At 65.9% G+C, this 23,194-nt stretch carries 24 protein-coding genes; 10 read left to right on the plus strand and 14 right to left on the minus strand.

Annotated features, from left to right (window positions below; translation table 11 throughout):
- Positions 1-150: 150 nt before the first annotated feature.
- Positions 151-456: a hypothetical protein gene (locus tag GHK24_RS12205; RefSeq protein ID WP_153473164.1), complete on the plus strand. Its 306-nt coding sequence runs from the start codon at positions 151-153 to the stop codon at positions 454-456.
- A gap of 72 nt (positions 457-528) precedes the next feature.
- Here GHK24_RS12205 and GHK24_RS12210 read toward each other — a convergent pair whose 3' ends face one another.
- Positions 529-1,323 (minus strand): hypothetical protein, encoded by a 795-nt coding sequence (locus GHK24_RS12210; protein ID WP_153473165.1) that lies wholly within the window; start codon positions 1,321-1,323, stop codon positions 529-531.
- A gap of 13 nt (positions 1,324-1,336) precedes the next feature.
- Between GHK24_RS12210 and GHK24_RS12215 the strand changes: the two genes are divergently transcribed.
- Positions 1,337-1,765: a hypothetical protein gene (locus tag GHK24_RS12215; RefSeq protein ID WP_153473166.1), complete on the plus strand. Its 429-nt coding sequence runs from the start codon at positions 1,337-1,339 to the stop codon at positions 1,763-1,765.
- A 129-nt stretch (positions 1,766-1,894) separates the two neighbouring features.
- Here GHK24_RS12215 and GHK24_RS12220 read toward each other — a convergent pair whose 3' ends face one another.
- On the minus strand, positions 1,895-2,128 hold the full coding sequence (locus GHK24_RS12220; RefSeq protein ID WP_153473167.1) for a DNA-binding protein: 234 nt from the start codon (positions 2,126-2,128) through the stop codon (positions 1,895-1,897).
- A 179-nt stretch (positions 2,129-2,307) separates the two neighbouring features.
- Between GHK24_RS12220 and GHK24_RS12225 the strand changes: the two genes are divergently transcribed.
- Positions 2,308-2,823 (plus strand): helix-turn-helix domain-containing protein, encoded by a 516-nt coding sequence (locus GHK24_RS12225; protein ID WP_153473168.1) that lies wholly within the window; start codon positions 2,308-2,310, stop codon positions 2,821-2,823.
- A 1,281-nt stretch (positions 2,824-4,104) separates the two neighbouring features.
- On the opposite strand, the gene GHK24_RS12230 is transcribed toward GHK24_RS12225, so the two are convergent.
- From GHK24_RS12230 to GHK24_RS12240, 3 genes are all read right to left on the minus strand, one after another.
- Positions 4,105-4,875, minus strand: a complete 771-nt coding sequence (locus tag GHK24_RS12230; protein ID WP_153473169.1) for a YdcF family protein — start codon at positions 4,873-4,875, stop codon at positions 4,105-4,107.
- A gap of 35 nt (positions 4,876-4,910) precedes the next feature.
- Positions 4,911-5,855 (minus strand): recombination-associated protein RdgC, encoded by a 945-nt coding sequence (locus GHK24_RS12235; RefSeq protein ID WP_153473170.1) that lies wholly within the window; start codon positions 5,853-5,855, stop codon positions 4,911-4,913.
- 242 nt (positions 5,856-6,097) lie between these two features.
- The gene (locus tag GHK24_RS12240) at positions 6,098-7,018 is read right to left on the minus strand and encodes a LysR family transcriptional regulator (protein WP_153473171.1); all 921 of its coding nucleotides are present in this window, start codon (positions 7,016-7,018) and stop codon (positions 6,098-6,100) included.
- Positions 7,019-7,210: 192 nt separating this feature from the next.
- On the opposite strand from GHK24_RS12240, the gene GHK24_RS12245 reads away from it, so the two are divergent.
- The 3 genes from GHK24_RS12245 to GHK24_RS12255 are packed head-to-tail and all read left to right on the plus strand — an operon-like array spanning position 7,211 to position 11,354.
- Positions 7,211-8,632, plus strand: a complete 1,422-nt coding sequence (locus GHK24_RS12245; protein WP_194286423.1) for an efflux transporter outer membrane subunit — start codon at positions 7,211-7,213, stop codon at positions 8,630-8,632.
- Positions 8,629-9,804, plus strand: a complete 1,176-nt coding sequence (locus GHK24_RS12250; protein ID WP_153473173.1) for an HlyD/EmrA/EmrK family protein — start codon at positions 8,629-8,631, stop codon at positions 9,802-9,804. Before GHK24_RS12245 ends, GHK24_RS12250 begins: the two co-directional genes overlap by 4 nt.
- Positions 9,801-11,354: a DHA2 family efflux MFS transporter permease subunit gene (locus GHK24_RS12255; RefSeq protein ID WP_340666183.1), complete on the plus strand. Its 1,554-nt coding sequence runs from the start codon at positions 9,801-9,803 to the stop codon at positions 11,352-11,354. Before GHK24_RS12250 ends, GHK24_RS12255 begins: the two co-directional genes overlap by 4 nt.
- A 71-nt stretch (positions 11,355-11,425) precedes the next feature.
- Here the strand turns inward: GHK24_RS12255 and GHK24_RS12260 are convergent, their stop codons facing one another.
- The 8 genes from GHK24_RS12260 to cbiB all read right to left on the minus strand — a co-directional run bounded on the left by GHK24_RS12260 (position 11,426) and on the right by cbiB (position 17,955).
- A complete protein-coding gene (locus tag GHK24_RS12260; protein WP_153473174.1) occupies positions 11,426-11,614 on the minus strand; it encodes a hypothetical protein in 189 nt (62 codons plus the stop codon).
- A 73-nt stretch (positions 11,615-11,687) separates the two neighbouring features.
- The gene (locus tag GHK24_RS12265) at positions 11,688-11,894 is read right to left on the minus strand and encodes a hypothetical protein (RefSeq protein ID WP_153473175.1); all 207 of its coding nucleotides are present in this window, start codon (positions 11,892-11,894) and stop codon (positions 11,688-11,690) included.
- Positions 11,895-11,918: 24 nt separating this feature from the next.
- A complete protein-coding gene (locus GHK24_RS12270) occupies positions 11,919-12,374 on the minus strand; it encodes a YaiI/YqxD family protein (RefSeq protein ID WP_153473176.1) in 456 nt (151 codons plus the stop codon).
- Positions 12,375-12,380: 6 nt separating this feature from the next.
- A complete protein-coding gene (locus GHK24_RS12275; RefSeq protein WP_153473177.1) occupies positions 12,381-14,657 on the minus strand; it encodes an NADP-dependent malic enzyme in 2,277 nt (758 codons plus the stop codon).
- Positions 14,658-14,815: 158 nt separating this feature from the next.
- The gene (locus GHK24_RS12280; RefSeq protein ID WP_153473178.1) at positions 14,816-15,784 is read right to left on the minus strand and encodes a cobalamin-binding protein; all 969 of its coding nucleotides are present in this window, start codon (positions 15,782-15,784) and stop codon (positions 14,816-14,818) included.
- A complete protein-coding gene (gene cobD, locus GHK24_RS12285; protein ID WP_153473179.1) occupies positions 15,778-16,788 on the minus strand; it encodes a threonine-phosphate decarboxylase CobD in 1,011 nt (336 codons plus the stop codon). Before cobD ends, GHK24_RS12280 begins: the two co-directional genes overlap by 7 nt.
- Positions 16,781-16,903: a hypothetical protein gene (locus tag GHK24_RS13840; RefSeq protein ID WP_277986422.1), complete on the minus strand. Its 123-nt coding sequence runs from the start codon at positions 16,901-16,903 to the stop codon at positions 16,781-16,783. Before GHK24_RS13840 ends, cobD begins: the two co-directional genes overlap by 8 nt.
- Positions 16,904-16,926: 23 nt before the next feature.
- Positions 16,927-17,955: an adenosylcobinamide-phosphate synthase CbiB gene (cbiB, locus tag GHK24_RS12290; RefSeq protein ID WP_228384688.1), complete on the minus strand. Its 1,029-nt coding sequence runs from the start codon at positions 17,953-17,955 to the stop codon at positions 16,927-16,929.
- 271 nt (positions 17,956-18,226) lie between these two features.
- Here cbiB and GHK24_RS12295 point away from each other — a divergent pair, with 271 nt between their 5' ends.
- Positions 18,227-19,834: a cobyric acid synthase gene (locus GHK24_RS12295; protein ID WP_228384690.1), complete on the plus strand. Its 1,608-nt coding sequence runs from the start codon at positions 18,227-18,229 to the stop codon at positions 19,832-19,834.
- Positions 19,835-19,897: 63 nt separating this feature from the next.
- Here the strand turns inward: GHK24_RS12295 and cobU are convergent, their stop codons facing one another.
- Positions 19,898-20,443 carry a bifunctional adenosylcobinamide kinase/adenosylcobinamide-phosphate guanylyltransferase gene (gene cobU / locus GHK24_RS12300; RefSeq protein WP_153473180.1) on the minus strand — a complete coding sequence of 182 codons (546 nt, stop codon included), beginning with the start codon at positions 20,441-20,443 and terminating at the stop codon, positions 19,898-19,900.
- Positions 20,444-20,634: 191 nt separating this feature from the next.
- Between cobU and cobT the strand changes: the two genes are divergently transcribed.
- The 3 genes from cobT to GHK24_RS12315 are packed head-to-tail and all read left to right on the plus strand — an operon-like array spanning position 20,635 to position 23,185.
- Complete coding sequence (cobT, locus tag GHK24_RS12305) at positions 20,635-21,687, plus strand: nicotinate-nucleotide--dimethylbenzimidazole phosphoribosyltransferase (RefSeq protein ID WP_153473181.1); 1,053 nt, start codon at positions 20,635-20,637, stop codon at positions 21,685-21,687.
- Positions 21,684-22,511, plus strand: coding sequence for an adenosylcobinamide-GDP ribazoletransferase (locus tag GHK24_RS12310; RefSeq protein ID WP_340642801.1), 828 nt, complete (start codon positions 21,684-21,686; stop codon positions 22,509-22,511). Before cobT ends, GHK24_RS12310 begins: the two co-directional genes overlap by 4 nt.
- The gene (locus GHK24_RS12315; protein WP_194286424.1) at positions 22,496-23,185 is read left to right on the plus strand and encodes a histidine phosphatase family protein; all 690 of its coding nucleotides are present in this window, start codon (positions 22,496-22,498) and stop codon (positions 23,183-23,185) included. Before GHK24_RS12310 ends, GHK24_RS12315 begins: the two co-directional genes overlap by 16 nt.
- The last annotated feature ends 9 nt before the right edge of the window (positions 23,186-23,194 follow it).

Genomic DNA, 23,194 nt, shown 5'->3' on the forward strand with positions numbered 1-23,194 from the left:
AAAAAAGCCCGTTTATCAACCACCCAACCGGAGGCCGTTCTCCAGGAATAAGTGGTCCGAAGAATTCAGGCAGGTCACAGCCCCCAACACCAAGGCTGCATACCCCTCCAAAAAACGCCGACAACGGAAGTCGCGTAAATGGACGCGAATATGAAAAAGCAGCAAGGCAAGGTCGGTATCGGATTTTTCATCTTCATTGGGTGCTTTCAATTTGTTATAGTTTTCTGCGCTAAATACGCAGTAAATGTTCCTGACGCTGTTTTAGGATATAGCGCGCTCATCGCATTCTTGTCCTTTTCTATCATAAACATTGTTGGAGACACTTCTGTTGTGGTTGGTACGCGTCAAGATAAAACGAACCAGTTGCTCGAACAGCTACTTGAAGAGAAAAAGCGGGAAAACGCCATGAAATCGCGCCGTCGTCGCCCGACGCAAAAGAACGAAGATGTGGCGTAGAAACGGAAAAGACAGGATTGGCGATAGCAATAAAAAAAACGCCGCTGGGTCATCCAGCGGCGTTTTTGCCCGCTACGTAGCCATCGGCCAATTGCCGGTTTTGGGGTGCGGACCGAGAACGGTTGCGCCGTCGCGTACGGCTGACGGGTCAAGCCGGGGGCGTTGACTTCGCGCGTCTATCAGACGCGACATTGATGCCTTTCTGCGCTTTTTTGCCGCCGCGTCGGTTAGCGCGGTGGCTAGCTCCGACGGGTATCGGCAGGATTCCACGGCGCGAGCCGCCTCATCGTCAGCCAGATTCAGTTTTTCGGCGAGCGCGCGCGCTTCGGCGAGCGCTGCATTGTCGCGATGTCGATCTGCATTTGCGGTTCCCGATGCAAGCTCAAGCACCCGCGACAACTCAGCGCCAAATAGAGTAGAGCAGCGGAATGCTGACGCAGCCGCGTCGTCAGCTACTCTTTTATTTTCCTTTTCTTTTGTTTCTTTTTGTTTCTTTTGCTTTGTCTTGCAAGCATATGATTCGTCAACAAAAGCGGCGGCCTTTTTGACGAGACGAGTCAATCGCAGCGATCTTATCCTCGCGATTGACCTGCGCAACATGCTCTGCCGCATCGCCGAATCGAACTTGTGCCAGCGATACCAATCGCATATAAACACTTCTCCAGTTTCGTCGTCAAATGCAATCAATTCGCGCTTCTCGAATTCTTTGATTGCGTCTGCAACTGCGATTGCGCTGAGGTTTGTTTCCGCTGCGACGGCGTCGAGCGGCAGCAGCCACGCCCCGCAATCCTCGGCGGCGGTCGCCCATAAATGATAGATCAGTAACTTGTAATCGGGCACAAGCGAGCGGATCCGGGGGCCGCTCATCAGATTCGAGGGGATGAGGCGTGCGCTAGCCATTGGCGCGCCCCCCGAAAAGATCGCCCTGCCCCGCCGCTGGGGCGGACGCAAGACTCTTGACTCGCTGTTGCGCGCGCCGAACCCCGACGCCCAGCCGCACAGCAAGCTCGCGGACCAGCTCGGCGCGAGGCAGCGGAGTAGGCTCGTCTGGCATCTTGGCAGCGAGTGTCTCGTGCAGGCCTGCCTCGTCGTCGTCGAGGCTGATCGGTGCAGTCGGCGCGTGCTCGCGCCGGAGGACCGCACGGGCAGCGGCGACAGCCCATGCGGCTCGACTGGCTGCGCGGGCGCAAGCCGGTGCTTGCAGCTGTATCCATATCTCGGCGATTACATCGTCGGTGTCTGCGCCTGTATCGCGCCGGAGCGCAGTAATCGCGGGCATATCGACACCGGCAGCTACCACGTAACGTAATGCGGCGTTGCGTTGTTGTCTGCGTGCTATATCATTCACGGTGCACCTCAATTAGTTGGCCTTCGCGGGCTTTGTTGTCGTGCCGCACGCGAATCGGTTGCCGCCGATTCGCGTGCACCTTGTTCAGCGTCACGAGGGATCACCGTCGATTATTTTTGCCACGTCGACCGACCGGAAGTAGACGCGCCGACCTCTCCGAAATTTGCTATGGACGAGGTCGCCGCCGATGCCGTCGCACCGCGCGATCGACTGTCGTAGCGCCGCAGGTGACCGCTTAAATACCTGCGAGACGTCCGCAATCGTCATCAGCAGCCCATATGTTTTGACCAGCCTGTCAGCCGTAGTAATTGCTTCTGTTTCCATGAGACATCTCCTTTTTTTGGGGGGGATTGGGTGTGTAACCGTATCGCGCGAATCAACCGCCTAGCGTCACCTAACCTTCCTTGCGCTACGTGTTGACGGTGTGAATTATCGCTCAATTGTGCGAATGTGCAACAACTTTTGAGCGCATTAATTCGTTCTTTTGCTGAACTGAGCTGATCATGGCTGTCCCCCGCGTAAAAACCAGGCTTTCGAAGAAACGGAGCGGTTCCGATTTGGACGCTCGCGCGGTTCCGATTTGCTCAACAGAGTCAGAACTATTCAAGGAGCGCCTCAGGGAACTCATCGGAGAGCGCAAGAACGTCTGGTTCGCCAGAGAGTGCGGCTTCTCAGATAGCTTGCTTGGCGCCTACCTGCGAGGGGAGAAGCTTCCTGGGTTCGAGAAGCTCGTTGCTATCGCTAACGTCGACGGGGTCACTATCGACTGGCTTACTACGGGACGCCCGCCGAAAACGCGCGCCGAACTGAGCTTGCTAACCAGCCATCCAGCAAGCGCATACACTGATCTCGCCTATCGCGCGGCGGTCGAGGCCATCCAAGAATGGCAAATCGAGCAAGGGCGCCTGCTACCGCTCGACAAATTCGAGAGCGCCATCGATCTGCTCATCAAACTGGCCGACGGAGAGGCGGCTCAGATCAAGCCAAATGCGGCCACCGTACTGGGTTTGACCACTTGAAATTCGCTTGCCGTCCGGTAACATTTCTCTTGTGAGCCTAGGAGCGACTGCCGTTGGTCGCACCGGTCTGATAGGGAGACGTCTAGTGACAGATAAAACCGCCCTGAGGGCGCAATTGAGATCGATTCTCGCCACCGCAACTCCATCAGCAGTCGCACCAAAAGGTGCCGTCGACGGTGACTTGCATATTCGGATCACCATCGAGCCATATTTTAAAAAAAAATGATTTCTCCGCGTCCCACCGGGACAAGAAGGACGGAAAGAAGCGTCCTCTAAGGACGGGAAGCCAAATTTAGCCGCCGACACGGGCCGGAACCGACCTCCGGCCCGTTTTTGTTGGCGTAACCAGACGAACAAAACCCGTGCCCCCCCGTCGTTAAAGTGGCGTGGAAGTAGATAGCTGGTTAATGGATGTCCATCCGGCATCGCTCAACGTGATCGTGCGCTGCGAATTGATTGTGAGCGGAGTCATCACCTCTATACGCGGAAGTTGCCAAGGCGCGTGCGGACGTCTCTGGCTTTGCTCTAAGGCGCGTTCGTTACCGACTTAGTGCGCACTGTCGGCGGCGATGCGCAGAGGATGTTCGGCGCACGCTTGGCTGGGCGTCGTGCTGCCCAGGGAGGTCTCTAGGACCGCAACAAGTGGCGCTTTGCTAGCGTAGGGAGTTTGCAGCCGCTATTGAGGACGCCGAGTTCATGACCAGCGACAACGATGGCGAGCTCCTTGGCAAAGGCAATGCACTGACTACGAAGGAGCACGACGGCCAGCTCGTTTTTAACGACCTTTGGCACGAACAGATTGCGGTTTTTCGGACGCGCGGTAGAGGTCACCTGCACTCCCCACACGCTCTCGCGAGGGATTAACACCGACTGAAGCAATCGCCAAACGCCTTCACTCGAAGACCGAAAAACACCTCCCTTGGCATGTTTCGAGGTGCAGCAGAGGTACAGCCGCCAGCTTCGTCTGCCGTCGAAAAAGTGCGCTAACCTGCTGATCTAATTGTTCTTCTATGTTTTGCCAACTAGTATGGATTACTTTTGTATTTCAAGGCATTACGATTTGCGCGACGGACTCTTAATCCGTAGGTCGAGTGTTCGAATCACTCACGCCCCACCAAAAATGAAAACGGCTTCCAGCGATGGAAGCCGTTTTCATTTTCAGGGCACCGCAGCCAAACGTAGCTAAATCGTAGCCACTACGCCGGCATTGCGATGATTGCTAAGCCACCGAAGTCCAAGGTCTCCACGCATCCAGCAACGCCAGGCGACGATCGGGCTTCTTTAGCGCGCGCCTTGCGCCAGACGCATCACCGCAATGCCAAGCCATTCCTTGAGCGCCTGCTCACTGCGATGGAAGGCGTGTGCCGACGGCAGACGGGTGATGAAGGCTCCCGTCTCGTCACTCGCGGCGCCCGTTGGCGCGGCGATAACCGTGAGGCCGGCGCGTTCGAATTCGGCGCTGGCGCGGCGCATGTGATAGCGCTCACTCACCAGCAACACCCTTGCGATACCCGATTCGGCGAGTAGCACGGCCGAGCGTTCAGCATTGCCGCGGGTATCTAACGACTGATCCTCGATCCAGCGCGCCGACAGGCCGTAATCGTCGCGCAAGGTGCGCGCCATGACTTGCGCCTCGGCATCGCCGCCTTCCGGCGCGCCGCCGCTGACGAGAATCGGCAGGCCGGTCTGGCGATGCAGATAGGCGCCGTAGCGCAGGCGCACCAGCGTGCTCTCGCCGAGCACATCGGTGCCGCCAAACTCCTCCGCACGGCGCCGCACGCCCCCGCCGAGAACGACGATTGCCTGCGCGCGTCGCGCTTCCTCACGCGTGGGCGACGGCGGCGACAGGCCACCACTGAGCCACACAGCGACTCCCGGCAGCGATAGTGCAAACAACGACAGGACGCCTGCCCACGCCAGTAACCAGCCGATCAGGCGCGGCCGGGGCCGGCGGCGGCCGATCAGCCAGAGCCCCAGCGCCAGCAGGAGAAGCGGCCCGACGGGCGGCAGGATGAGTGCGCTGATCAGTTTTTTCAGTACAAACCCGTCCATCTGCTGCCCTCCCGTCCGGCGCTTTCAGCGCGTCCTTACGCCACTTTGCCGGCGCCCTCTTGCGTTGCTACCGCAGCGCTCATCGTCTCGCCCACCACCTCGCCACCGACCGCTTCGATCACGTCGTCCAGCAGACGCGCCAGTTCGCCGCTCATCAACGCGAAGTCGAGGTCGAAGCGCTCGTCATCGTTGGCGGCGTCGGTCTCGTTCTCGTCCTTCAGCACATCAAGGAAGGCGAGGCGCTTGATGGCGCCGGATTCGCCAAACTGGAAGGAAATGCGGTCGTTCCAGGTCATGCCCAGACGCGTCACCGTCTTGCCGTTGGCGATGTGCGCGCGAATCTCGTCGCCATCGAGGCTGTGCCGCGCGTAGCGCACGGTGGCTTTCTCCGGCGAGCGCAATTCGAGATCCTGATCGATCGAAAAGCCCGCCGGCGCCTCGTTGCCTGCCACCCAGCCCGTCATCGCCGCCACCGGCGAACGCGCCAGACGCAGGGGTTTGACCGGCAGCGCTTCGAGCGTCTTGTGCAGCGCTTCGAGGAATTCCTCCGCCTTGGCCGGCGCCGAGGCATCGACGACCAGCCAGCCATTTTTCGGGTCGATCCAGGCAAAGGTCGTGCGGCGACGCACGAAGGCGCGCGGCAGCAGTTCTTCGGTGATGCGCTCCTTCATCTCGCGCATTTCCTTGCGGCCGACCTTGCGGCCTTCGTTTTCGGCGATCTCGCGCGCCCGGTCCTTGGCGAACTGCGTCACCACGGAACCGGGCAGGAGCTTCTGTTCAACGCCAAGCGCCAGCAGCCACTGGCCGTTGACGACATGCACCAGATCACCGCCGTCGCGCGGCGGGGTAAAGCCGAAGCTCTGCGCGTCGAGCGCCGAGCAGGCATTGAGCGGGCGTTGCGCCAGCTGCTCGGCAACCACGGCGGCGGAGAGCGGCGCATCGGTCGACAGGCGGAAAATCTGCAGATTCTTGAACCACATGGGGAAAAACTCCTGAGGAAGAAGGTGCAGACACAGCGGCCGGCACCTTGGCGCGGGGGCAAACTGGCCGGCAGCGGCGCCGGGCCGGTCCGCGTCGGAGGCGGATTATAGCCCCGCCAGCAGAGCGGCTCAGGACACGCGCCCCAGCCCCCTAGCGTGGCCGACCCTTGCCCCCTCACGCCGGCTCATACGCTCTCGCCTGCCCGCGCCGGACGCACGCCCCCCCCCTAAAAACGGCAATGCTAGGCCGCGTCGCCAGAACGCCCCGGAAACAGCGCCAGCCGCTCGACAATGAAATCAATGAAAACCCGCACCTTCGGCGGCAAACCGCGACGGCTGGGATAGACGGCGCCAAACTCGACCCGTGGCGCTTCCCAATCGGGCAAAACCGGCACCAGCCGGCCGCTGTCGATCTCGTGGCGCGTCAGCAACTCCGGCAACAGGCCGATGCCGAGCCCCGCCAGCGTCGCAAAACGCAGAACGCCCGGATCGTTGGCCACCAGACGGGGCGTCGGGTAGATGTCGCGCGCCTCGCTGCCGTTGCGCAGCGGCCAGAGAAAGCGCCCGTGCTGCTTGAAGCGCATGTGCGTCAGCGTCGGCAAGCGCGTCAACTCATCCGGCGTCGCCGGGCTGCCGTATTGACGCAGATACTCCGGCGTCGCGAAGAGGCGCATGCGGCTTTCGCCAAGACGACGCATGACGTTGGACGAATCGCTCACCGGCCCGATGAGAATCGCCAGATCGAAGCCCTCGGCAACGAGGTCGACAACGTCGTTACGCAACTCCAGCGACAACTGGATGTCAGGGTAACGGGCCATGAATTCGGGAACGATCGGCACCAGCGTGCTCATGCCGAAGGAAAACGAAGCCGACACGCGCAAGACGCCGCGCGGCTCCTCCTGGACGCGGCCGACGGCCTTGTCGGCGTCTTCCAGTTCCTGAACGATGCGGCCGCAGTATTCGTAATAGATGGCACCGGCCTCGGTCAGCGAAACGCGTCGCGTCGTGCGTTGCAGCAGCCGCGTGCCGAGCCGTTCTTCGAGTTCCTGCACCTTGCGGCTGATGGTCGTCTTGGGCAACGCCAATGCCCGCGCGGCACCGATGAAACTCCCCTGCTCGACGACCTTGGCGAAGACGAGCAATTGATTGAGATCACTGCTCATTGTTCATTATTTGAAACAATAAATCCCGAAACTACGAGCTTATCCCGCGTAAAGATACGGTGTAAAGTTCTCCCCCCATTTTCCGAGCGACGCACCCCGATGCCCCGGATACCCGCACGCCCCCGATCACGCCCCCCCTCCCGCCTGCGCCGCGACGGACGGGCCCCGACGCTGCCCGCCCTGCTGGCGCTGTTGCCCGCCCTACTGCTCGCCGCCTGTGCCACACCCGGCGATAGCGCCTCGCACGCCACGCTCACCGACGCTCAACCGCTGGCCCGGCAACTCAGCCAGGGCAAGGCGCCCTGGCCGCAGGACCGCTGGTGGGCGGCGCTCGGTGACGCGCAACTTGACCGCCTGATCGACATGGCGCTGGCCGACAGCCCCTCGCTACACGTCGCCGAAGCGCGCCTTGCCAAGGCGCGCGCGCTCGCCGACAGCGCGGATGCACGGCGCTTCGCCGACGTTTCGCTCAACGCGCAGGCTAGCCGGCAACGCTATACCGCCAATGGCATGATCCCGCCGCCGGTCGCCGGCACGGTGCGCGAAAGCGGCCAACTGACGCTCGACTTCGCCTACGACTTCGATTTCTGGGGGCGCAATCGCCAGTACATCGCCGCCGCCGTCTCGCAGACGCGCGCCGCCGAGGCCGAGCGCGAAAGCGCGCGCCAAGTGCTCATCGCCGCCGTCGTCGACGCCTGGTCGCAGCTCGATCGCAGCTACCGCCTGCTCGACATCGCCGATGCCCAGGTCAAGCAGCGCGAACGCCAGCAGGCCCTGATCCAGCAACTGCTGGCAGCGGGCCTCTCGCCGCGCGGCGAAGCCAACAGCGCGCGCAGTACCGCCGCCAGCGCCCGTCAGGAGCGGCTGGCGCTGCGCGAACAGCTCGCCCTGCAAAGACACCAGCTCGCCGCGCTGCTCGGGCGCGGCCCCGATTTCGCGGCGACGCTGCCGCGTCCGCAGCTGCAAGCACAGGCCGACGATGGCGTGCCAACCGTCCTGCCGGCCGACTTGCTGGGGCGGCGCCCCGATCTCGTCGCCGCCCGCTGGCGCGTCGAAGCGGCGCGCGGCAATGTCGGCGCCGCGCGCGCCGAGTTCTACCCGAACGTCAACCTGACGGCCTTCACCGGCTATTCGAGCATCGGCCTTGGGCAACTTCTGAAATCCGGCAGTGGCATTGCCGGCATCGGCCCGGCGCTGAATCTGCCGCTCTTCGACGGCGGCCGGCGGCGCGCCAATCTGGGCGGAGCGAATGCCGATCTCGATCTGGCCATCGAGCAGTACAACCAGTCCTTGCTTGACGCCGTGCGCGATGTCGCCGATCAGGTCGCCAGTCTGAACGCACTCGCCGCGCAGGCGCAGGAGGCGCGGCTGGCGCTGGTGCAAGCGGGCAGCGCGCGAACGCTGGCGCAGACGCGCTTTACCGCCGGACTCGCCAGCGAACTGACCACGCTCGCCAGCGACGACGTCTGGCTGGCACGGCAGCGCACGCTGACCGATATCGACACGCGCCGCCTGACGTCGCGCATCGCCTTGATCAAGGCACTGGGCGGCGGCTATGACGCCGCGCCGCAAACCCACACACAGGAGGGCGCTCCCGTGAGCGCAGCACAATGAGCGACGCCATCGACACGACGCAAGCCTCGGCCGGCAATCCCCGGCGACGACAACTCCTCAGCGCGGCCGCCGCCGTCATCGTCCTCGCGGCGGTGGCGTACGGGCTGTGGTGGGCGCTGGTCAGCCGCTTTCACGAACACACCGACAACGCCTACGTCGGCGGCAATCTGGTGCAGGTAACGCCGCAAATCTCCGGCACCGTGCTGGCGATCAAGGCCGACGACACCGACTACGTCGAAGCCGGCCAGCCGCTGGTCATGCTCGACCCCGCCGACGCCCGCCTCGCCCTCGCCGAAGCGGAAGCCGATCTGGCACATGAAGTGCGGCAGGTGCGCAACCTCTACGCCAGCCGCGACGCCGCCGCCGCGCAGGTGAGCCTGCGTGCCGCCGAACAGCAGCGCGCCAGCGACGACCTCAAGCGTCGCCAGTCCGTCGCCGACAGCGGCGCGCTCGCCACCGAAGACATCGACCACGCCGTTGCCGCCGCGCACAGCGCCGACGCCGCGCTGGCCGCCGCCCGCGAACAACTCGCCGCCGCCGAAGCGCTGACCGAAGGAACGACGCCGGAACAGCATCCGCGTGTCGAAAAGGCCGCCGCCCGCGTGCGCGAAGCGCATCTCGCCTACACCCGCGCCATGCTGCCGGCCCCGGTGACCGGCTACGTCGCCAAGCGCAGCGTGCAGGTCGGCCAGCGCATCCAGCCCGGCGCGCCACTGATGGCCATCGTGCCGCTCAACGGTCTGTGGGTCGACGCCAATTTCAAGGAAAGCCAGCTGTCGCGCATGCGCATCGGCCAGCCGGTGAAACTCTTCGCCGACATTTACGGGCACAGCGTCGAGTATCACGGCAAGGTGGTCGGCCTGGGCGCCGGCACGGGCGGCGTCTTCTCGCTGCTGCCGGCGCAGAACGCGACGGGCAACTGGATCAAGGTCGTGCAGCGTCTGCCGGTGCGCATCGCCCTCGACGCTACGGAACTTGCCGAACACCCACTGCGCGTCGGTCTCTCGGTCGAGGCCGAAGTCGACGTCGATGACGCCTCCGGCCCGGTCCTCGGCACCGCGCCGCGCACCGAAACCGCCTACGAAACGCGCGCCTTCGGCGGCGAAGACAAGGAAGCGGACGAACGCATCGCGCGCATCATCGGCGCCAATCTCGGCAAGGCAAAGCGGTGACGCAGGCCAGCGCTGGCGCGCCACGCGCGCTGCAACCCTTGCAGGGCGGCTCGCTGGTTCTCGGCACGCTGGCCCTGTCGCTGGCGACCTTCATGAACGTGCTCGACACGACGATTGCCAACGTCTCCCTGCCGGCCATCGCCGGCGATCTTGGCGTGGCGCCGTCGCAAGGCACCTGGGTGATCACCTCCTTCGCCGTCGCCAACGCCATCGCCGTGCCGCTGACCGGCTGGCTGACGCAGCGCTTTGGGCAAGTGCGCCTGTTCGTTACCTCGGTGCTGCTCTTCGTGCTGGCTTCCCTGTTGTGCGGCCTGGCGCCAAACCTCGAGATGCTGATCGCCTTCCGCATCGTGCAGGGCGCCGTCGCCGGGCCGATGATCCCGCTCTCGCAGGCGCTGCTGCTCTCGTCGTATCCGCCGACCAAAAGCGGCATCGCGCTGGCGCTATGGTCGATGACGACGATGGTGGCGCCGGTGGTCGGGCCGATCCTTGGCGGCTGGCTGTCGGACAACCTCTCCTGGCCGTGGATTTTCTACATCAACATCCCGGTCGGCCTGCTTGCCGCCTGGGCGACCTGGCGCATCTACCGGCCGCGCGAGACGGCAACGCGCATCGTGCCGATCGACCGCCTTGGCCTCGTCCTGCTCGTGCTCTGGGTCGGTGCCTTGCAGATCATGCTCGACAAGGGCAAGGAGCTCGACTGGTTCAACTCGTGGGAGATCATCGCGCTCGGCGTCACGGCGCTGATCGCCTTTGTCGTCTTCCTTGTCTGGGAGCTGACCGAGGAACATCCGGTGGTCGATCTCTCCTTGTTCCGGCGGCGTAACTTCGTTACCGGCACGATGACCTTGAGCCTCGCCTATGGCCTCTTCTTCGGCGGCATCGTCATCATTCCGATGTGGCTGCAAACGCAGATGGGCTACACGGCGACGCTCGCCGGGCTGGTGACGGCGCCGGTCGGCATCCTCGCCCTGCTGCTCTCGCCGATCATCGGCAAGTCGCTGGCGAAAGTCGACCCGCGCGCCATTGCCAGCCTGTCTTTCGTCATCCTCGCCGGCGTCTCGTTCCTGCGCGCCGATTTCACCACCGGCGCCGACACGTGGACGCTGGTGCTGCCGCAGCTGATTCTGGGCGCCGGCATGGCGACGCTCTTCCTGCCACTGACCTCGATCCTGCTCGCCGGATTGCCGCCACAGAGCATCCCGGCGGCGTCGGGGCTGTCGAATTTCTGCCGTATCACCGCCGGTGCCTTCGGCACCTCAATCGCCACGACCGCCTGGGAAAACCGGACGACCCTGCACCACACGCAGCTGGTCGAACACCTGACGCCCTACGATCCGCTGGCGACGCAAGCGCGCGACAGCCTCGCCAGCGCGGGGCTGAGCCCGGACCAAACGCTCGGCAACCTCGACCGGCTGGTGAACAATCAGGCGTCGATGATCGCGGCGAACGAGTACTTCTGGGTGTCGGGCTTTCTCTTCCTGTCGCTCCTGGCGATCATCTGGCTCGCCAAGCCACGCACCGCCACGCCGGGGCCGGCCAAGGCCTGACAACGGCCTGAGGCTAGCCGCGGGATCGTGGCCGCGCCGCTAGGCCGCCCAGCGAGCGTTCGCCGCGGCGCTCAGGCGCCCGTCGTGCCGTGATCCGGCTGCCCCGCAGCGGCAGAGTCTTCCGCGCCCTCGGCGCCAGTCTCGACGCCGCCTTCGCTGGCTGCTTTCTCAGCCAGCTTCTGGCGGCGTTTTTCTTCCTGCTTGCTCTTCTTTGCCAGCTCGCGCTGGCGCTTTTCGAACGAATAATTGGGCTTGGCCAAGATTTTTCCTTAAATCGCCGCAGGGACGGGGAGACATGCAAAGTGCATGCGGGCTACATGCCGGAAGCGGCGATCAAGCCGCCGGCGGGTATTTCGTGAAGATGGTCTTGGCGTCGCGGTGCGCCTGATCGAGGGTGCGCAAGGCGGCATCGTCGTCGTGGGCGACGAAAAACTCGTCGTCCTGCGCGCGCATCACCATGGCGATGGCGACCTCGTCGCCAAGCTCGTACTTCTCGGTAATGAGCGTGGTGACTTCGTCGAGATAGTTTTCGTACGTCATTGTCGCTGACACGTTGGTGTTCTTTCAGGCTTTTCCGGCATGTCGCGCCAGAAATTTATCGAGTTGGCTGGCGAAAGTCTTGCGGTCGCCCTGACTCAAGGCCGCCGGCCCGCCGGTCTGGACGCCGCTGGCACGCAGTGTATCCATGAAATCGCGCATGTTCAGCGCGGCCTTGATGTTTTCGGCAGAAAATAGCTCGCCGCGCGGCGTCAGCGCGTGCGCGCCTTTGGCAATGACGTCGGCGGCCAGCGGGATGTCGGCGGTGATGACGAGATCGCCCGCCGCCACCCGCTTGACGATCTCGTTATCGGCCACGTCGAAGCCGGAAGGCACCTGCACCATGCGGATGTTGCGCGAGGGCGGAATGCGCAAGGTCTGGTTCGCCACCAGCGTCGTCGCGATCCCCGTGCGTTCGGCAGCGCGAAAGAGAATCTCCTTGATCACCACCGGACACGCGTCGGCATCCACCCAGAGGTTCATGCGCGCCTACTTCTTCTGCGCATCGACGACGGCGATGGCGGTCATGTTGACCAGGCGGCGAACCGTCGCCGTCGAGGTGAGCACATGCACCGGCCGCGCCGTGCCGAGCAGGATCGGGCCGATGGTGATGCCTTCACCGCCCGTCATCTTCAGGAGGTTGTAGGAAATGTTGGCGGCGTCGACGTTCGGCATGACGAGAAGATTGGCTTCGCCACGCAGCGTCGAGGCGGGATTGGCAGTACGCCGGATATCCTCCGACAGGGCCGAATCGCCGTGCATTTCGCCGTCGACTTCGAGTTCGCCACCGGAAAGCACCGGCAACATTGCCGCCGCACGACTCATCTTCAGCGCCGACGGCGAGGTCGACGAGCCGAAGTTCGAGTGCGACAGCAGCGCCGCTTTCGGCACGATGCCAAAGCGCTGGATCGCCTCGGCGGCGAGCAGCGTCATTTCGGCGATCTCCTCGGCGGACGGGTTTTCATTGACGTGCGTGTCGCACAGGAAGAGCGAACGACCGGTCAGCATCAGGTAGTTCATCGCCGCCAGCACGTTGACGCCGGGGCGCTTGCCGATGACGTCGGTGACCACCGCCAGATGCTGCTGATACTGGCCGCGCACGCCGCAGATGAGCGCATCGGCGTAGCCCAGACGCACCAGCATGGCGCCGATCAGCGTGTTGTTGCGACGCAGCTCCATGCGTGCGATGTCGGGCGAGACGCCACGGCGCACCATCAGCGCGTGATAGTCCTGCCAGCATTCGGCGAAGGCGTCGTGGCTTTCCGGATTGATCAGATCAAAGTCGACGCCGGGACGGATCGACAGCCCCGTGCTCGCCAGCCGCGCCTCGATGACCGCCGGACGACCGACGAGAATCGGCCGCGCCAGGTGCTCTTCGACCACCACCTGCGCCGCGCGCAACACCCGTTCGTCCTCGCCTTCCGCGTAGACCACGCGCTTTTGCGCCCCCTGCCGGGCGGCGACGAAGATGGCGCGCATGCCGACGCCGGTGTGATAGACGAATTCCTTGAGCTTCTCGGCGTAGGCGTCGAAATCGGCAATCGGTCGCGTCGCCACGCCCGAGTCGATCGCCGCCTGTGCCACGGCCGGCGCGATCTTCATGATGAGACGCGGATCGAAGGGCTTGGGAATCAGGTACTCCGGCCCGAAGGACAGGTCGTGCCCCTGATAGGCCATCGCCACCTCGTCGGCCAGCTCCGCGCGCGCCAGATCGGCAATGGCGCGCACGCAGGCGAGCTTCATTTCCTCGGTGATACGCGTCGCGCCAACGTCGAGCGCGCCCCGGAAAATAAAGGGAAAGCACAGGACGTTATTGACCTGGTTGGGGAAGTCCGAGCGCCCCGTGGCGATGATTGCGTCGGGGCGCACCGCCTTCACTTCGTCGGGCATGATTTCCGGCGTCGGATTGGCGAGCGCGAAGACGATCGGCCGTTCGGCCATCGCCGCGACCATCTCCGGCTTCAGGACGCCGGCGGCCGAGAGGCCGAGAAAAACGTCGGCGCCGACGATGGCATCGGCGAGCGTGCGCGCGTCGGTGTCACGCGCGTAGCGCGCCTTGGTATCGTCGAGCTTGTCGGCGCGGCCCTTATGGATGACGCCCTTCGAGTCGCAGACGATGATGTTGGCGCGCGAGACGCCAAGATCGCACCACAGATCGAGACAGGAGATCGCCGCTGCGCCAGCGCCAGAACAGACGACGCGCACCTCGTCGATGCGCTTGCCGACAACCGACAGCGCATTGAGCAAGGCCGCCGCCGAAATGATCGCGGTGCCGTGCTGGTCATCGTGAAAGACCGGAATCTTCATCCGTTCCTTCAGCTTGCGTTCGATATAGAAGCACTCGGGCGCCTTGATGTCTTCGAGGTTGACGCCGCCGAGCGTCGGCTCGAGCGCGGCGATCATGTCGATCAGCTTGTCCGGGTCGTTTTCGGCGAGTTCGATGTCGAACACGTCGATGCCGGCGAATTTCTTGAACAGGCAGCCCTTGCCTTCCATCACCGGTTTGGCAGCGAGCGGGCCGATGTTGCCCAGACCCAGCACCGCCGTACCGTTGGTGACAACGCCGACGAGGTTGGCACGCGAGGTGTACAGGCTCGCCATCGCAGGGTCGTCGACGATGGCGTCACAGGCGGCGGCAACGCCAGGCGAATAGGCGAGCGCGAGGTCGCGCTGGTTGGTCAGGCCCTTGGTCGGGCGGACGGAAATCTTGCCGGGCGTCGGATACTGGTGATATTCGAGGGCGGCGGCGCGCAGGTCTTTTTCCATGTTTTCTCCGAAATCGGGCAGTGCTTTCGAGGCGGTGGCGCACGTCATCGAGACGGCGCCCGGTGCCGCGGGGGCGGCAGTATCGCCGCGCGCGGTAGCGCTGGCAAACGGCGCCGCCGCAGGGTTCGCTGGCGAAGCAGCAGAAGGCAGCGTTTTCATCAACGCCGCGCGCGCGCTGTCTCGAGTGCCTGACAGAGTCGTTCGGCCCCCTCGAGCAAACGCGGGGTATGCCGCTGGATCAACTCCGGCGGCACATAAAAGAGATTATCGCGCGCCACGGCGGTAAGCGCCGGCCAGCGTCGCCAGTCGTCGAGCCATTCGGGGCGCGCCGCGTCCATGCCGCTGGCGACAATCGCCTCCGGGTTGGCGGCGAGAACGCCTTCGACCGTCACCGTCGGCGCCATCGCCGTCAGCGAGGCGAAGACATTTTCGCCGCCGCACAGGCGAATGACATCGCTGATGATCTGCTGGCCGCCGACGGTCATCAGCGGCTGCTTCCATATCTGATAGAAGGTACGCACGCGCGGACGCTGCCGGTAGCGGGCCGACAGGTTGGCCAGACGCTCACGAAAGCGCGCCGCCGCCGCCTCGCCGGCCGCTGCGTCGCCGCCGAGAACGCCAAAGCGTTGAAGCGCGCTGGCCACGTCGTCGATATGGTTCGGCTGCGAGAGAAAGACCGGAATGCCGAGCGCGCGCAAACGTTCGATCTGCGCCGGCGCGTTGCCGCTCTGCCAGGCGATGACGAGATCGGGCTTCAGTGCGGCGACGGCTTCGGCATCGATGCGCGAATAGCCGCCGACATGCGGCAACTGCCGGGCAGCCGCCGGGAAGTCGCTGTAATCGACCGTGCCCACCAGGCGGTCGCCCACGCCCGCAGCGTAGAGCGTTTCGGTGATGTGCGGCGCCAGACTGACGATACGGCGCGCCGGCTGCGCGAGATGCAGCATCTGGCCGGCATCGTCGCGCACGACGATGGCCGCCGCCGGAGATGAGGCAGAAGAAGCGGACGAGGTCGGGGCGGTGGCTGACGCCGCCGTTGCCGCCGTAGCCAATAGGGGCGCCCCCAGCAGAGCCGCGCAGAGGGCAGCGGCCCGTAGGGCTTGCGGCAGGACTTTCTGCGTCAACATGGATCCCTCACGTCATCGAGTACGGACTGCAGGCGCGCCCACTCGGCGGGCGTGCCGGGCAAGCCGAAACGCACGCCGCTCGGCGCGTCGAAAAGGCGCGTCAACACGCCTCGCTGCGCCAGTGCGGCGTGCAGGGCGGCGGCATCGGCGAAAGGCAGCCAGCAAAACAGCGCCGAGCGCTCCACGCGTCCCCACGGCGCCAGCAGCGCGGCGAGGCGGGCGCTATCGTGCGCCAGACGATGGCGTGTCGCTTCCTGCCAGGCCCGATCAGCCAGCGCTGCCGCCGCCACGTGCCGCGCCGGCCCTGACACCGGCCACGGACCGATGCGCTCGGCCAGCGCGCTGCGCACCTGCGGCGGCGCCAGGGCGAAGCCGACGCGCGCGCCGGCCAGACCGTAAAACTTGCCGAGCGAGCGCAGAACGACGATGTTGCCGCCCTCGCCTGCTTGGTCGACGTTGCGCGCCAGCGACAGTTCCGGCGTCGCATCGCCAAAGGCTTCGTCGACGACCAGCCAGCCACCGTGTCGCGCCAGTTCGACGGCGACCGCCAGCAGGCGGGACGGGGCAAAGGTCGTAGCGTCGGGATTGTTCGGATTGCACAGCACCAGCACGCGCGCATGCCTTGCCGCGTCTTCCAGCGTGGCGGCGGTAACGCGTTGCGGCCCGCCGCCGTGGTGCCGATACGCATACGCGTGCTCGCCGTAGCTGGGCGCCAGCACTGCGGCGGCGACGGCCTCGCCGGCACCGGCCAGCAGCACATCCGGCAAGGCCTGAATCGCCGCCTGCGAGCCGGGCAGGGGCAAGGGCTGCGAACAGCCGTACGCGGCGGCGGCTATCGCCACCAGATCGTCATCGTCTTCGGGCAGGCGCAGCCAGCATTCAGCCGGCAACTCCGGCACCGGAAAGCCCTGCGGGTTGATGCCGGTCGACAGATCCAGCCAGTCAGCGAGGGGAATGCCGTAATCGGCCGCCGCCCGACGTAAGCGTCCGCCGTGCTCAAGCATCGGCGGCACGCAGGAAATGGGCGCTACCGCGCCCGGAAGGGAAGATCGAAGAAATCGCGAACGCTCCGGCCAGCCAGAAAATCACCGGCACACTGCGCGCCGGCACGTGCGCCATTCTAGACGATCGGCCCAACGCGTTCAGAAGAGGACGGCGCACAGTGCTGCCAGCGCCAGCCAGACGAGCAACCACAGCGCCAGAGCACGACGCACGAGATGCAGGGCGCGGACGATGTCCGCACCGGCCGGCGCCTGCCCCGCACCGAGTACCGGCCGCGTCTCGACATGGCCGTGATACACCGCCGCGCCGCCCAGCCGGAGTCCCAGCGCGCCGGCCCCGGCCGCCATCACCGGACCGGCATTCGGACTATCCCAGTGCGGCGCCTGCTGCCGCCAGCAACGAAGGGCGGTGGCCGTGCGCCCGCACAGCGCGTAGGCAAAGGCAACGAGACGCGCCGGCACGTAGTTGAGAGCGTCGTCCAGCCGGGCGGCGGCAAACCCGAAGGCGCCCAGTCGCGGCGTGCGATAGCCCCACATCGCATCGAGCGTATTCGCCAGACGGTAAAAGACGGCCCCGGCCCCGCCGGCCATGGCGAACCAGAAAAGCGCACCGAAGATCGCATCGGCGCCGTTTTCCAGCGTCGACTCGACACAGGCACGGGCCACGCCTTCCTCGTCCAGCTCCGCCGTCTGGCGGGAAACCAGAAAAGAGACGTGCCGACGCGCGGCCGGCAGATCGCCGGCGAGCAGATCGGCCCCCACCCGCGCCGCGTGCTCGGTGAGACTGCGCCCGCCCAGCGCCAGCGTCAGCAGCAGCACATCGCCAACGAGGCCAAGCTGCGCCGGCGCGCAGAGCCAGGCCGCCAGCGCCGCCCAGGGCAGCACGGCCAGCAGCCAGGCCACAGCGCCGGCCAGACGCGCCGCCGGATCGGTCGCCGCCCGCCCGCCGTGCCCGTCGGCGGTAGCGCCTGCGGCCGGGTTCAGGCGCCGCTCCAGCGCATCGGCAATCGCCCCGAAGCCCACCAGCGGATGAAAGCGCGGCGGCTCGCCAAAGACGCGGTCGAGCAGCACCGCCGCGAGGCCCGCCAGCGGCAAGAGCATCGCCACCGGCAGCCAGACGACATCGATACCGGACAAAGAAGAAGGAAAGGCCGTGCTGAAAAAGGTCATCGGCGAACGCAGGAAAAAGGAATGGCGTGGGAACGTGCGAAAATCAGCCGACAACACACTGCAAGAATTCGGCCGTCGCCAACCGCGCCGACAGCTATCGCCGCCGCCCGGCTCGCTGGCTCAGGCCCTCACGCTTTCCGCCATTCTACCGTCTTCGATGAACGCCCCCGCCGACTCCAGAGACTCCCGCACCACCAGTCAGTCCAGCGACGCCCGCGTGGCCGCCTCGCTGGCCCCTCTGCTCGCCGCCGGCGCGCCCCTGCGCGCACTGATGGTGCAGGGCTGCACCTCCGACGCCGGCAAGAGCACGCTGGTCGCCGCGCTGTGCCGCATCCTGCATCGCGCGGGTGTGCGCGTGGCGCCGTTCAAGCCGCAGAACATGGCGCTCAACTCGGCGGTGACGGTCGATGGCGGCGAGATCGGCCGCGCGCAGGCGCTGCAGGCACAGGCCGCCGGCCTGCCTCCGCACAGCGATTTCAACCCGGTGCTGCTCAAGCCCTCCTCCGACCGGCGCGCGCAGGTGATCGTGCATGGCCGCGCGCTGACCGACCTCGACGCCCGCGATTACCACGCCTACAAGCCGCGCGCGCTCGGCGCCGTGCTCGAATCGTGGCGGCGGCTGCAGGCGCAGTACCAGACGGTCGTCGTCGAAGGCGCCGGCAGCCCGGCCGAGATCAACCTGCGCGACCGCGACATCGCCAACATGGGTTTCGCCGAAGCCGTCGACTGCCCGGTGATCCTGATCGCCGACATCGACCGCGGCGGCGTTTTCGCGCATATCGTCGGTACGCTCGAACTGCTCTCGGAGAGTGAGCGCGCGCGCGTCGTCGGCTTCGTCATCAACCGCTTCCGCGGCGATATCGGCCTGCTGCAGTCGGGGCTCGACTGGCTCGAACAACGCACCGGCAAGCCGGTTCTCGCCGTGCTGCCCTACCTGATGGACCTCTACCTCGACGCCGAGGACGCGCTGCCGCGCGCGCCAACCACTGGCAGCGGCAAGCGCCGCCTGCGCGTCGCCGTGCCGGCGCTGCCGCGCATCTCGAACCACACCGATTTCGACCCGCTGCGCTTTCACCCTGACGTCGATTTCCGCTTCGTCGGCCCGCAGGAGCCGCCACCAGACGCCACCGATGCCTGCGACCTGATCATCCTGCCCGGATCGAAATCTGTGCAGGCCGACCTCGCCTGGCTGCGCGAACGCGGCTGGGACGCGGCGATCGCCCGCCACCTGCGCTACGGCGGCAAGCTGATCGGCATCTGCGGCGGCCTGCAGATGCTCGGCACGCAGCTCGACGACCCGCTCGGCCTCGAAGGCACGCCGGGCAGCGTCGGCGGACTCGGCCTGCTCGACCTCACGACAACGCTGGCACCGGAAAAAACTCTGCGCCGCGTGCGCGGCCAGCTGGCGCTGCCCGGTAGCCCGGCGCTCTCCGGCTACGAGATTCACCATGGCGAGACGCGCGGCGCCGCGCTGCAACGGCCGGCGGCGTGGCTGGAAGACGAGGCACCGGGCGTGGAGCACAGTGCGAGCACTGGCAGCGGGCGGCAAGACGCGGAGGCGGCGGCGGGAGCAACAAGCCACACCGCCCGCCGCGACGGCGCGATTTCCGCCGGCGGCCGCATTCTCGGCACCTATTGCCACGGCCTTTTCGATGAGCCAGCCGCCCTCGCCGCCTTGCTGCACTGGGCCGGCGCCATGCCGACGGCTGCCTTCGACCCGCAGGCGCGACGAGAAGCCGATCTTGACCGGTTGGCCGACGCCGTCAATGCCGCGCTCGACGGCAAGAAACTCGCCGCCGCGCTGGCGCGTTTCGCGGCGCGCACGGAGACGGCGGGCGTGGCGGGCTTAGCGGGTGCGACGGACGCGACAGGCGCTTGAAGCGATCCGTGAAAAAACGCAACGAAACCCGGGATAAAGCGCGGCGAGCGCGCTACCTCAGGGCTACTTGAGTGAAAGCGGCAAGCCAGCTGCCACCAGTGTGACGTGTTCGCAGACGGTGGCGACGCGCTGGTTCAGGCGCCCCTGCTCATCGGCGAAAACGCGCGAGACGGCGGCCATCGGCACGATGCCCCAGCCGACTTCGTTGGAGACGATGACAATGCGACCGGGCAAGGTCGGCAGCGTCTCGATCAGCGCGTCAATGGCGCCGAAGAAACGCGGGCAATCGACCGCTTCGCCCGCCTCGGCCTGCCGCGCGGCATCGCTGGCAAAAAGCTCGTTGGCGAGCCACAGGGTCAGGCAGTCGACCAGCAGGCATTTGCCCGGCGCAGCCTCGCGGCGCAGCGTACCCGCCAGATCGAGTGGCGCCTCGACCAGCCCCCAGGTCGCCGGGCGGCGCTCCTGATGGATGGCGATGCGGCGCGCCATTTCGTCGTCGCTCGCCCGCGCCGTGGCGATGTACGTCACTGGCAGGTCGCATTCCAGCGCCCGCCGCTCGGCGAGGCGGCTTTTGCCCGAACGGGCGCCGCCGATGATCAGCTCTTTCATGGCGCAAAGCTTAGCACGCCGTCCGCCGCGTATAATCGCCGCTCCCTGACGCCCACCGGCTATTTCCGGCGCGTCCGGCCGCGCGGGAAAGCGCGAGCGCCCCGCCGCGATGGCGGCCCGTCAGCCCGCTCACTGAACCTCTCTGACCTTCTCTGACCCTCTGACTTTTTTTCGTCCTTCCAAGGTTTGCCATGCCCTTCACCGTTTCCAGCATTGACGACTCGCTCGTCGCCGCCCTGCAACACAAGATCGACCGCAAGACGAAGCCGCTCGGCGCCCTTGGCCTGCTGGAAAAGCTGGCACTGCAGGTCGGCCGCATCCAGAAGACCCTGTCGCCCGAACTCGGCGAAGCGCAAATGCTCGTTTTCGCCGCCGACCACGGCGCGGCGAAGGCCGGCGTTTCGCCCTTCCCGCAAGACGTCACCTGGCAGATGGTCGAGAATTACCTCGCTGGCGGCGCCGCCATCAACGTCTTTGCCCGGCAGAACAAGATCCGCCTGCACGTCATCGATGCTGGCGTCGCGCACGATTTCGGCGAACGCGACACCCTGATCAACGCCAAGATCAGCCCGACGGGAACGCGCAATTACCTCGACGAACCGGCCATGAGCGCCGCCGAGCGCGACGCTGCGCTGCAAAAAGGGCGCGAGATCGCCCACCGCGTTGCCGACAGCGGCGCACGCGTCTTTGCTTTCGGCGAAATGGGCATCGGCAACACCGCCGCCGCCGCGCTGATCACCAGCCAGCTGACAGGCACGCCGCTGATCGACTGCATCGGCCGTGGCGCCGGTCTCGACGACCGCGGTCTGGAACACAAGCGGGCGCTGCTGCAACGGGCAGCAACGCGCGCCGCACTGCCCGCCGACGCGGCGGCCCTCGACGTCCTCGCCGAATTCGGCGGCTTCGAGATCGCCATGATCGCCGGCGCCATGATCGGTGCCGCGCAACGCGGTGGCCTGCTGCTCATCGACGGCTTCATCGTCACCGCCGCCCTGCTCGTCGCCGAGCGCATCGCACCGGCCGTGCGCGACTACTGCGTGTTCTGCCACCACTCGGCAGAACCGGGCGCGCGGGCGCAGCTGAAGGCGCTCGCCGCCGAACCGCTGATCGACCTCGGTCTGCGCCTCGGCGAAGGCACCGGTGCCGCGCTGGCGTGGCCGCTGGTGCAATCGGCGGCCGCCTTCCTCAACGAGATGGCGAGCTTCGAATCGGCCGGCATCAGCGAAAAAGAAGCGCGCGGGTGAGCGAGCAGCCGGGCCGGCACGACACCGGCGAAGAACACGCCAGCGCGCCACAAACGCCGCCAGCCCGGCACTGGCTGCGGCGCGAGGGCGTCTATTTCTGTGCCGCGCTGTACTTCTTCACGCGCTTGCCGGCGCCAGCCTGGGTCGGCCAGAACGCGCCAGCCCTGTCGCATTCGGCACGCTATTTTTCGGCCGCCGGCCTGATCGTCGGCGCCATCGGCGCAGCGGTCTTTGCGGCGGCGCATTTCGTCTGGCCGCTGACGCTCGCCGTGCTGCTGTCGATGGCCGCCACCGTCTACTTCACCGGCGCCATCCACGAGGACGGCTGGAGCGACACCGTTGACGGCTTCGGCGGCGGCTGGAGCAAGGACAAGATCCTCGCCATCATGCGCGATTCGCGCATCGGCAGCTTCGGCGCGACGGCACTGTGCCTGATCCTGCTCTTCAAGTTCTGCGCGCTGCTCGAACTCGGCGCCGCGCTGATCCCGGCCGCGCTGATCGCCGGCCATGCCTTGTCGCGCTTTTGCACGACGCTGCTCATGGCGGTGCAGGAATACGCGCGCGAAGAAGGCAAGGCGAAAGCCGTGGTCAGCAAACTGACGCCCGGCGAACTCGTCGTCGGCGCGCTCTTCGTCCTGCCGGCGCTGGCCTTTCTGCCGCCGCTGTCGGTGCTGACGGGCCTCGTTTTCGCCCTCATCGCGACACTCTGGCTGGCGCGCCTCTACCAGCGCCAGATCGGCGGCTATACCGGCGACTGCCTGGGCGCCGTGCAACAGTTGTCGGAAGTCGCGTTTTACGGCGGATTGCTGTGCAAGTTTTCCTGATCCGCCACGCGCGACCGCTGATCGCGCCGGGGGTCTGCTACGGCCGGCTGGACGTGGCAGCCGATGCAGCCGAGAGCGTCGCCGCCGCAGAGCGACTCGCGCCCAGGCTGATGGCGGAGGCGACCCAAACGAACTCGGCCGGCGGTATCAGCCTCATCTGCAGCCCGGCGCAACGCTGCCAGCTTCTCGCCGGAACACTCGCCCGCCAACTCGGAACAACGGCGCACGCCGACGAACGCCTGCTGGAAAAGAGCTTCGGCGCCTGGGAAGGGCAAGCCTGGAACGCGATCGAGCTGTCCCAGATCGACGCCTGGGCCGCCGATATGGAACACTTCGTCCCGCCCGCCCGCGCCAACGTCGCCCCCGCCGACGCGAACGACGCGGCGCTCCTGCGCCTCTCGGCCGAGGGATCGAACAGCACCTTCACTGGCGAATCGGTCGCCATGCTGCGCCAGCGCGCTATCGCCTGTGTCAGCGAATGGCAGGCGCGCACGGCAGCGCAAGGACGGAGCGCTCTGGCCGTCGTCACGCACGCCGGCGTCATCCGCGTGCTGCTCGGGCACTGGCTGGGTCTGCCCGTCGCCGACTGGAGCACGCTCACGCTCGACTTCGGCCGCGCAACGCGCGTCGATTTCGCCGGCAAAGACGCCGTACTGCACACGCTGAACGGCTAAAATCGCAGC

This window comes from Rhodocyclus gracilis (genome assembly GCF_009617575.1).
GTDB classification, from domain to species: domain Bacteria; phylum Pseudomonadota; class Gammaproteobacteria; order Burkholderiales; family Rhodocyclaceae; genus Rhodocyclus; species Rhodocyclus gracilis.

Coding starts and splice junctions, on each gene's coding strand:
- cobU (WP_153473180.1), bottom strand. CDS start 20,443: ATGAAAGAGCTGATCATCGGCGGCGCCCGTTCGGGCAAAAGCCGCCTC.
- GHK24_RS12280 (WP_153473178.1), bottom strand. CDS start 15,784: ATGTTGACGCAGAAAGTCCTGCCGCAAGCCCTACGGGCCGCTGCCCTC.
- GHK24_RS12295 (WP_228384690.1), top strand. CDS start 18,227: ATGGTGCAGGGCTGCACCTCCGACGCCGGCAAGAGCACGCTGGTCGCC.
- GHK24_RS12210 (WP_153473165.1), bottom strand. CDS start 1,323: ATGAGCGGCCCCCGGATCCGCTCGCTTGTGCCCGATTACAAGTTACTG.
- GHK24_RS12265 (WP_153473175.1), bottom strand. CDS start 11,894: ATGACGTACGAAAACTATCTCGACGAAGTCACCACGCTCATTACCGAG.
- GHK24_RS12230 (WP_153473169.1), bottom strand. CDS start 4,875: ATGGACGGGTTTGTACTGAAAAAACTGATCAGCGCACTCATCCTGCCG.
- GHK24_RS12240 (WP_153473171.1), bottom strand. CDS start 7,018: ATGAGCAGTGATCTCAATCAATTGCTCGTCTTCGCCAAGGTCGTCGAG.
- GHK24_RS12220 (WP_153473167.1), bottom strand. CDS start 2,128: ATGGAAACAGAAGCAATTACTACGGCTGACAGGCTGGTCAAAACATAT.
- GHK24_RS13840 (WP_277986422.1), bottom strand. CDS start 16,903: ATGGCGCACGTGCCGGCGCGCAGTGTGCCGGTGATTTTCTGGCTGGCC.
- GHK24_RS12235 (WP_153473170.1), bottom strand. CDS start 5,855: ATGTGGTTCAAGAATCTGCAGATTTTCCGCCTGTCGACCGATGCGCCG.
- GHK24_RS12275 (WP_153473177.1), bottom strand. CDS start 14,657: ATGGAAAAAGACCTGCGCGCCGCCGCCCTCGAATATCACCAGTATCCG.
- cobT (WP_153473181.1), top strand. CDS start 20,635: ATGCCCTTCACCGTTTCCAGCATTGACGACTCGCTCGTCGCCGCCCTG.
- GHK24_RS12250 (WP_153473173.1), top strand. CDS start 8,629: ATGAGCGACGCCATCGACACGACGCAAGCCTCGGCCGGCAATCCCCGG.
- GHK24_RS12215 (WP_153473166.1), top strand. CDS start 1,337: ATGAGGCGTGCGCTAGCCATTGGCGCGCCCCCCGAAAAGATCGCCCTG.
- cbiB (WP_228384688.1), bottom strand. CDS start 17,955: ATGACCTTTTTCAGCACGGCCTTTCCTTCTTCTTTGTCCGGTATCGAT.
- cobD (WP_153473179.1), bottom strand. CDS start 16,788: ATGCTTGAGCACGGCGGACGCTTACGTCGGGCGGCGGCCGATTACGGC.
- GHK24_RS12205 (WP_153473164.1), top strand. CDS start 151: ATGAAAAAGCAGCAAGGCAAGGTCGGTATCGGATTTTTCATCTTCATT.
- GHK24_RS12225 (WP_153473168.1), top strand. CDS start 2,308: ATGGCTGTCCCCCGCGTAAAAACCAGGCTTTCGAAGAAACGGAGCGGT.
- GHK24_RS12270 (WP_153473176.1), bottom strand. CDS start 12,374: ATGAACCTCTGGGTGGATGCCGACGCGTGTCCGGTGGTGATCAAGGAG.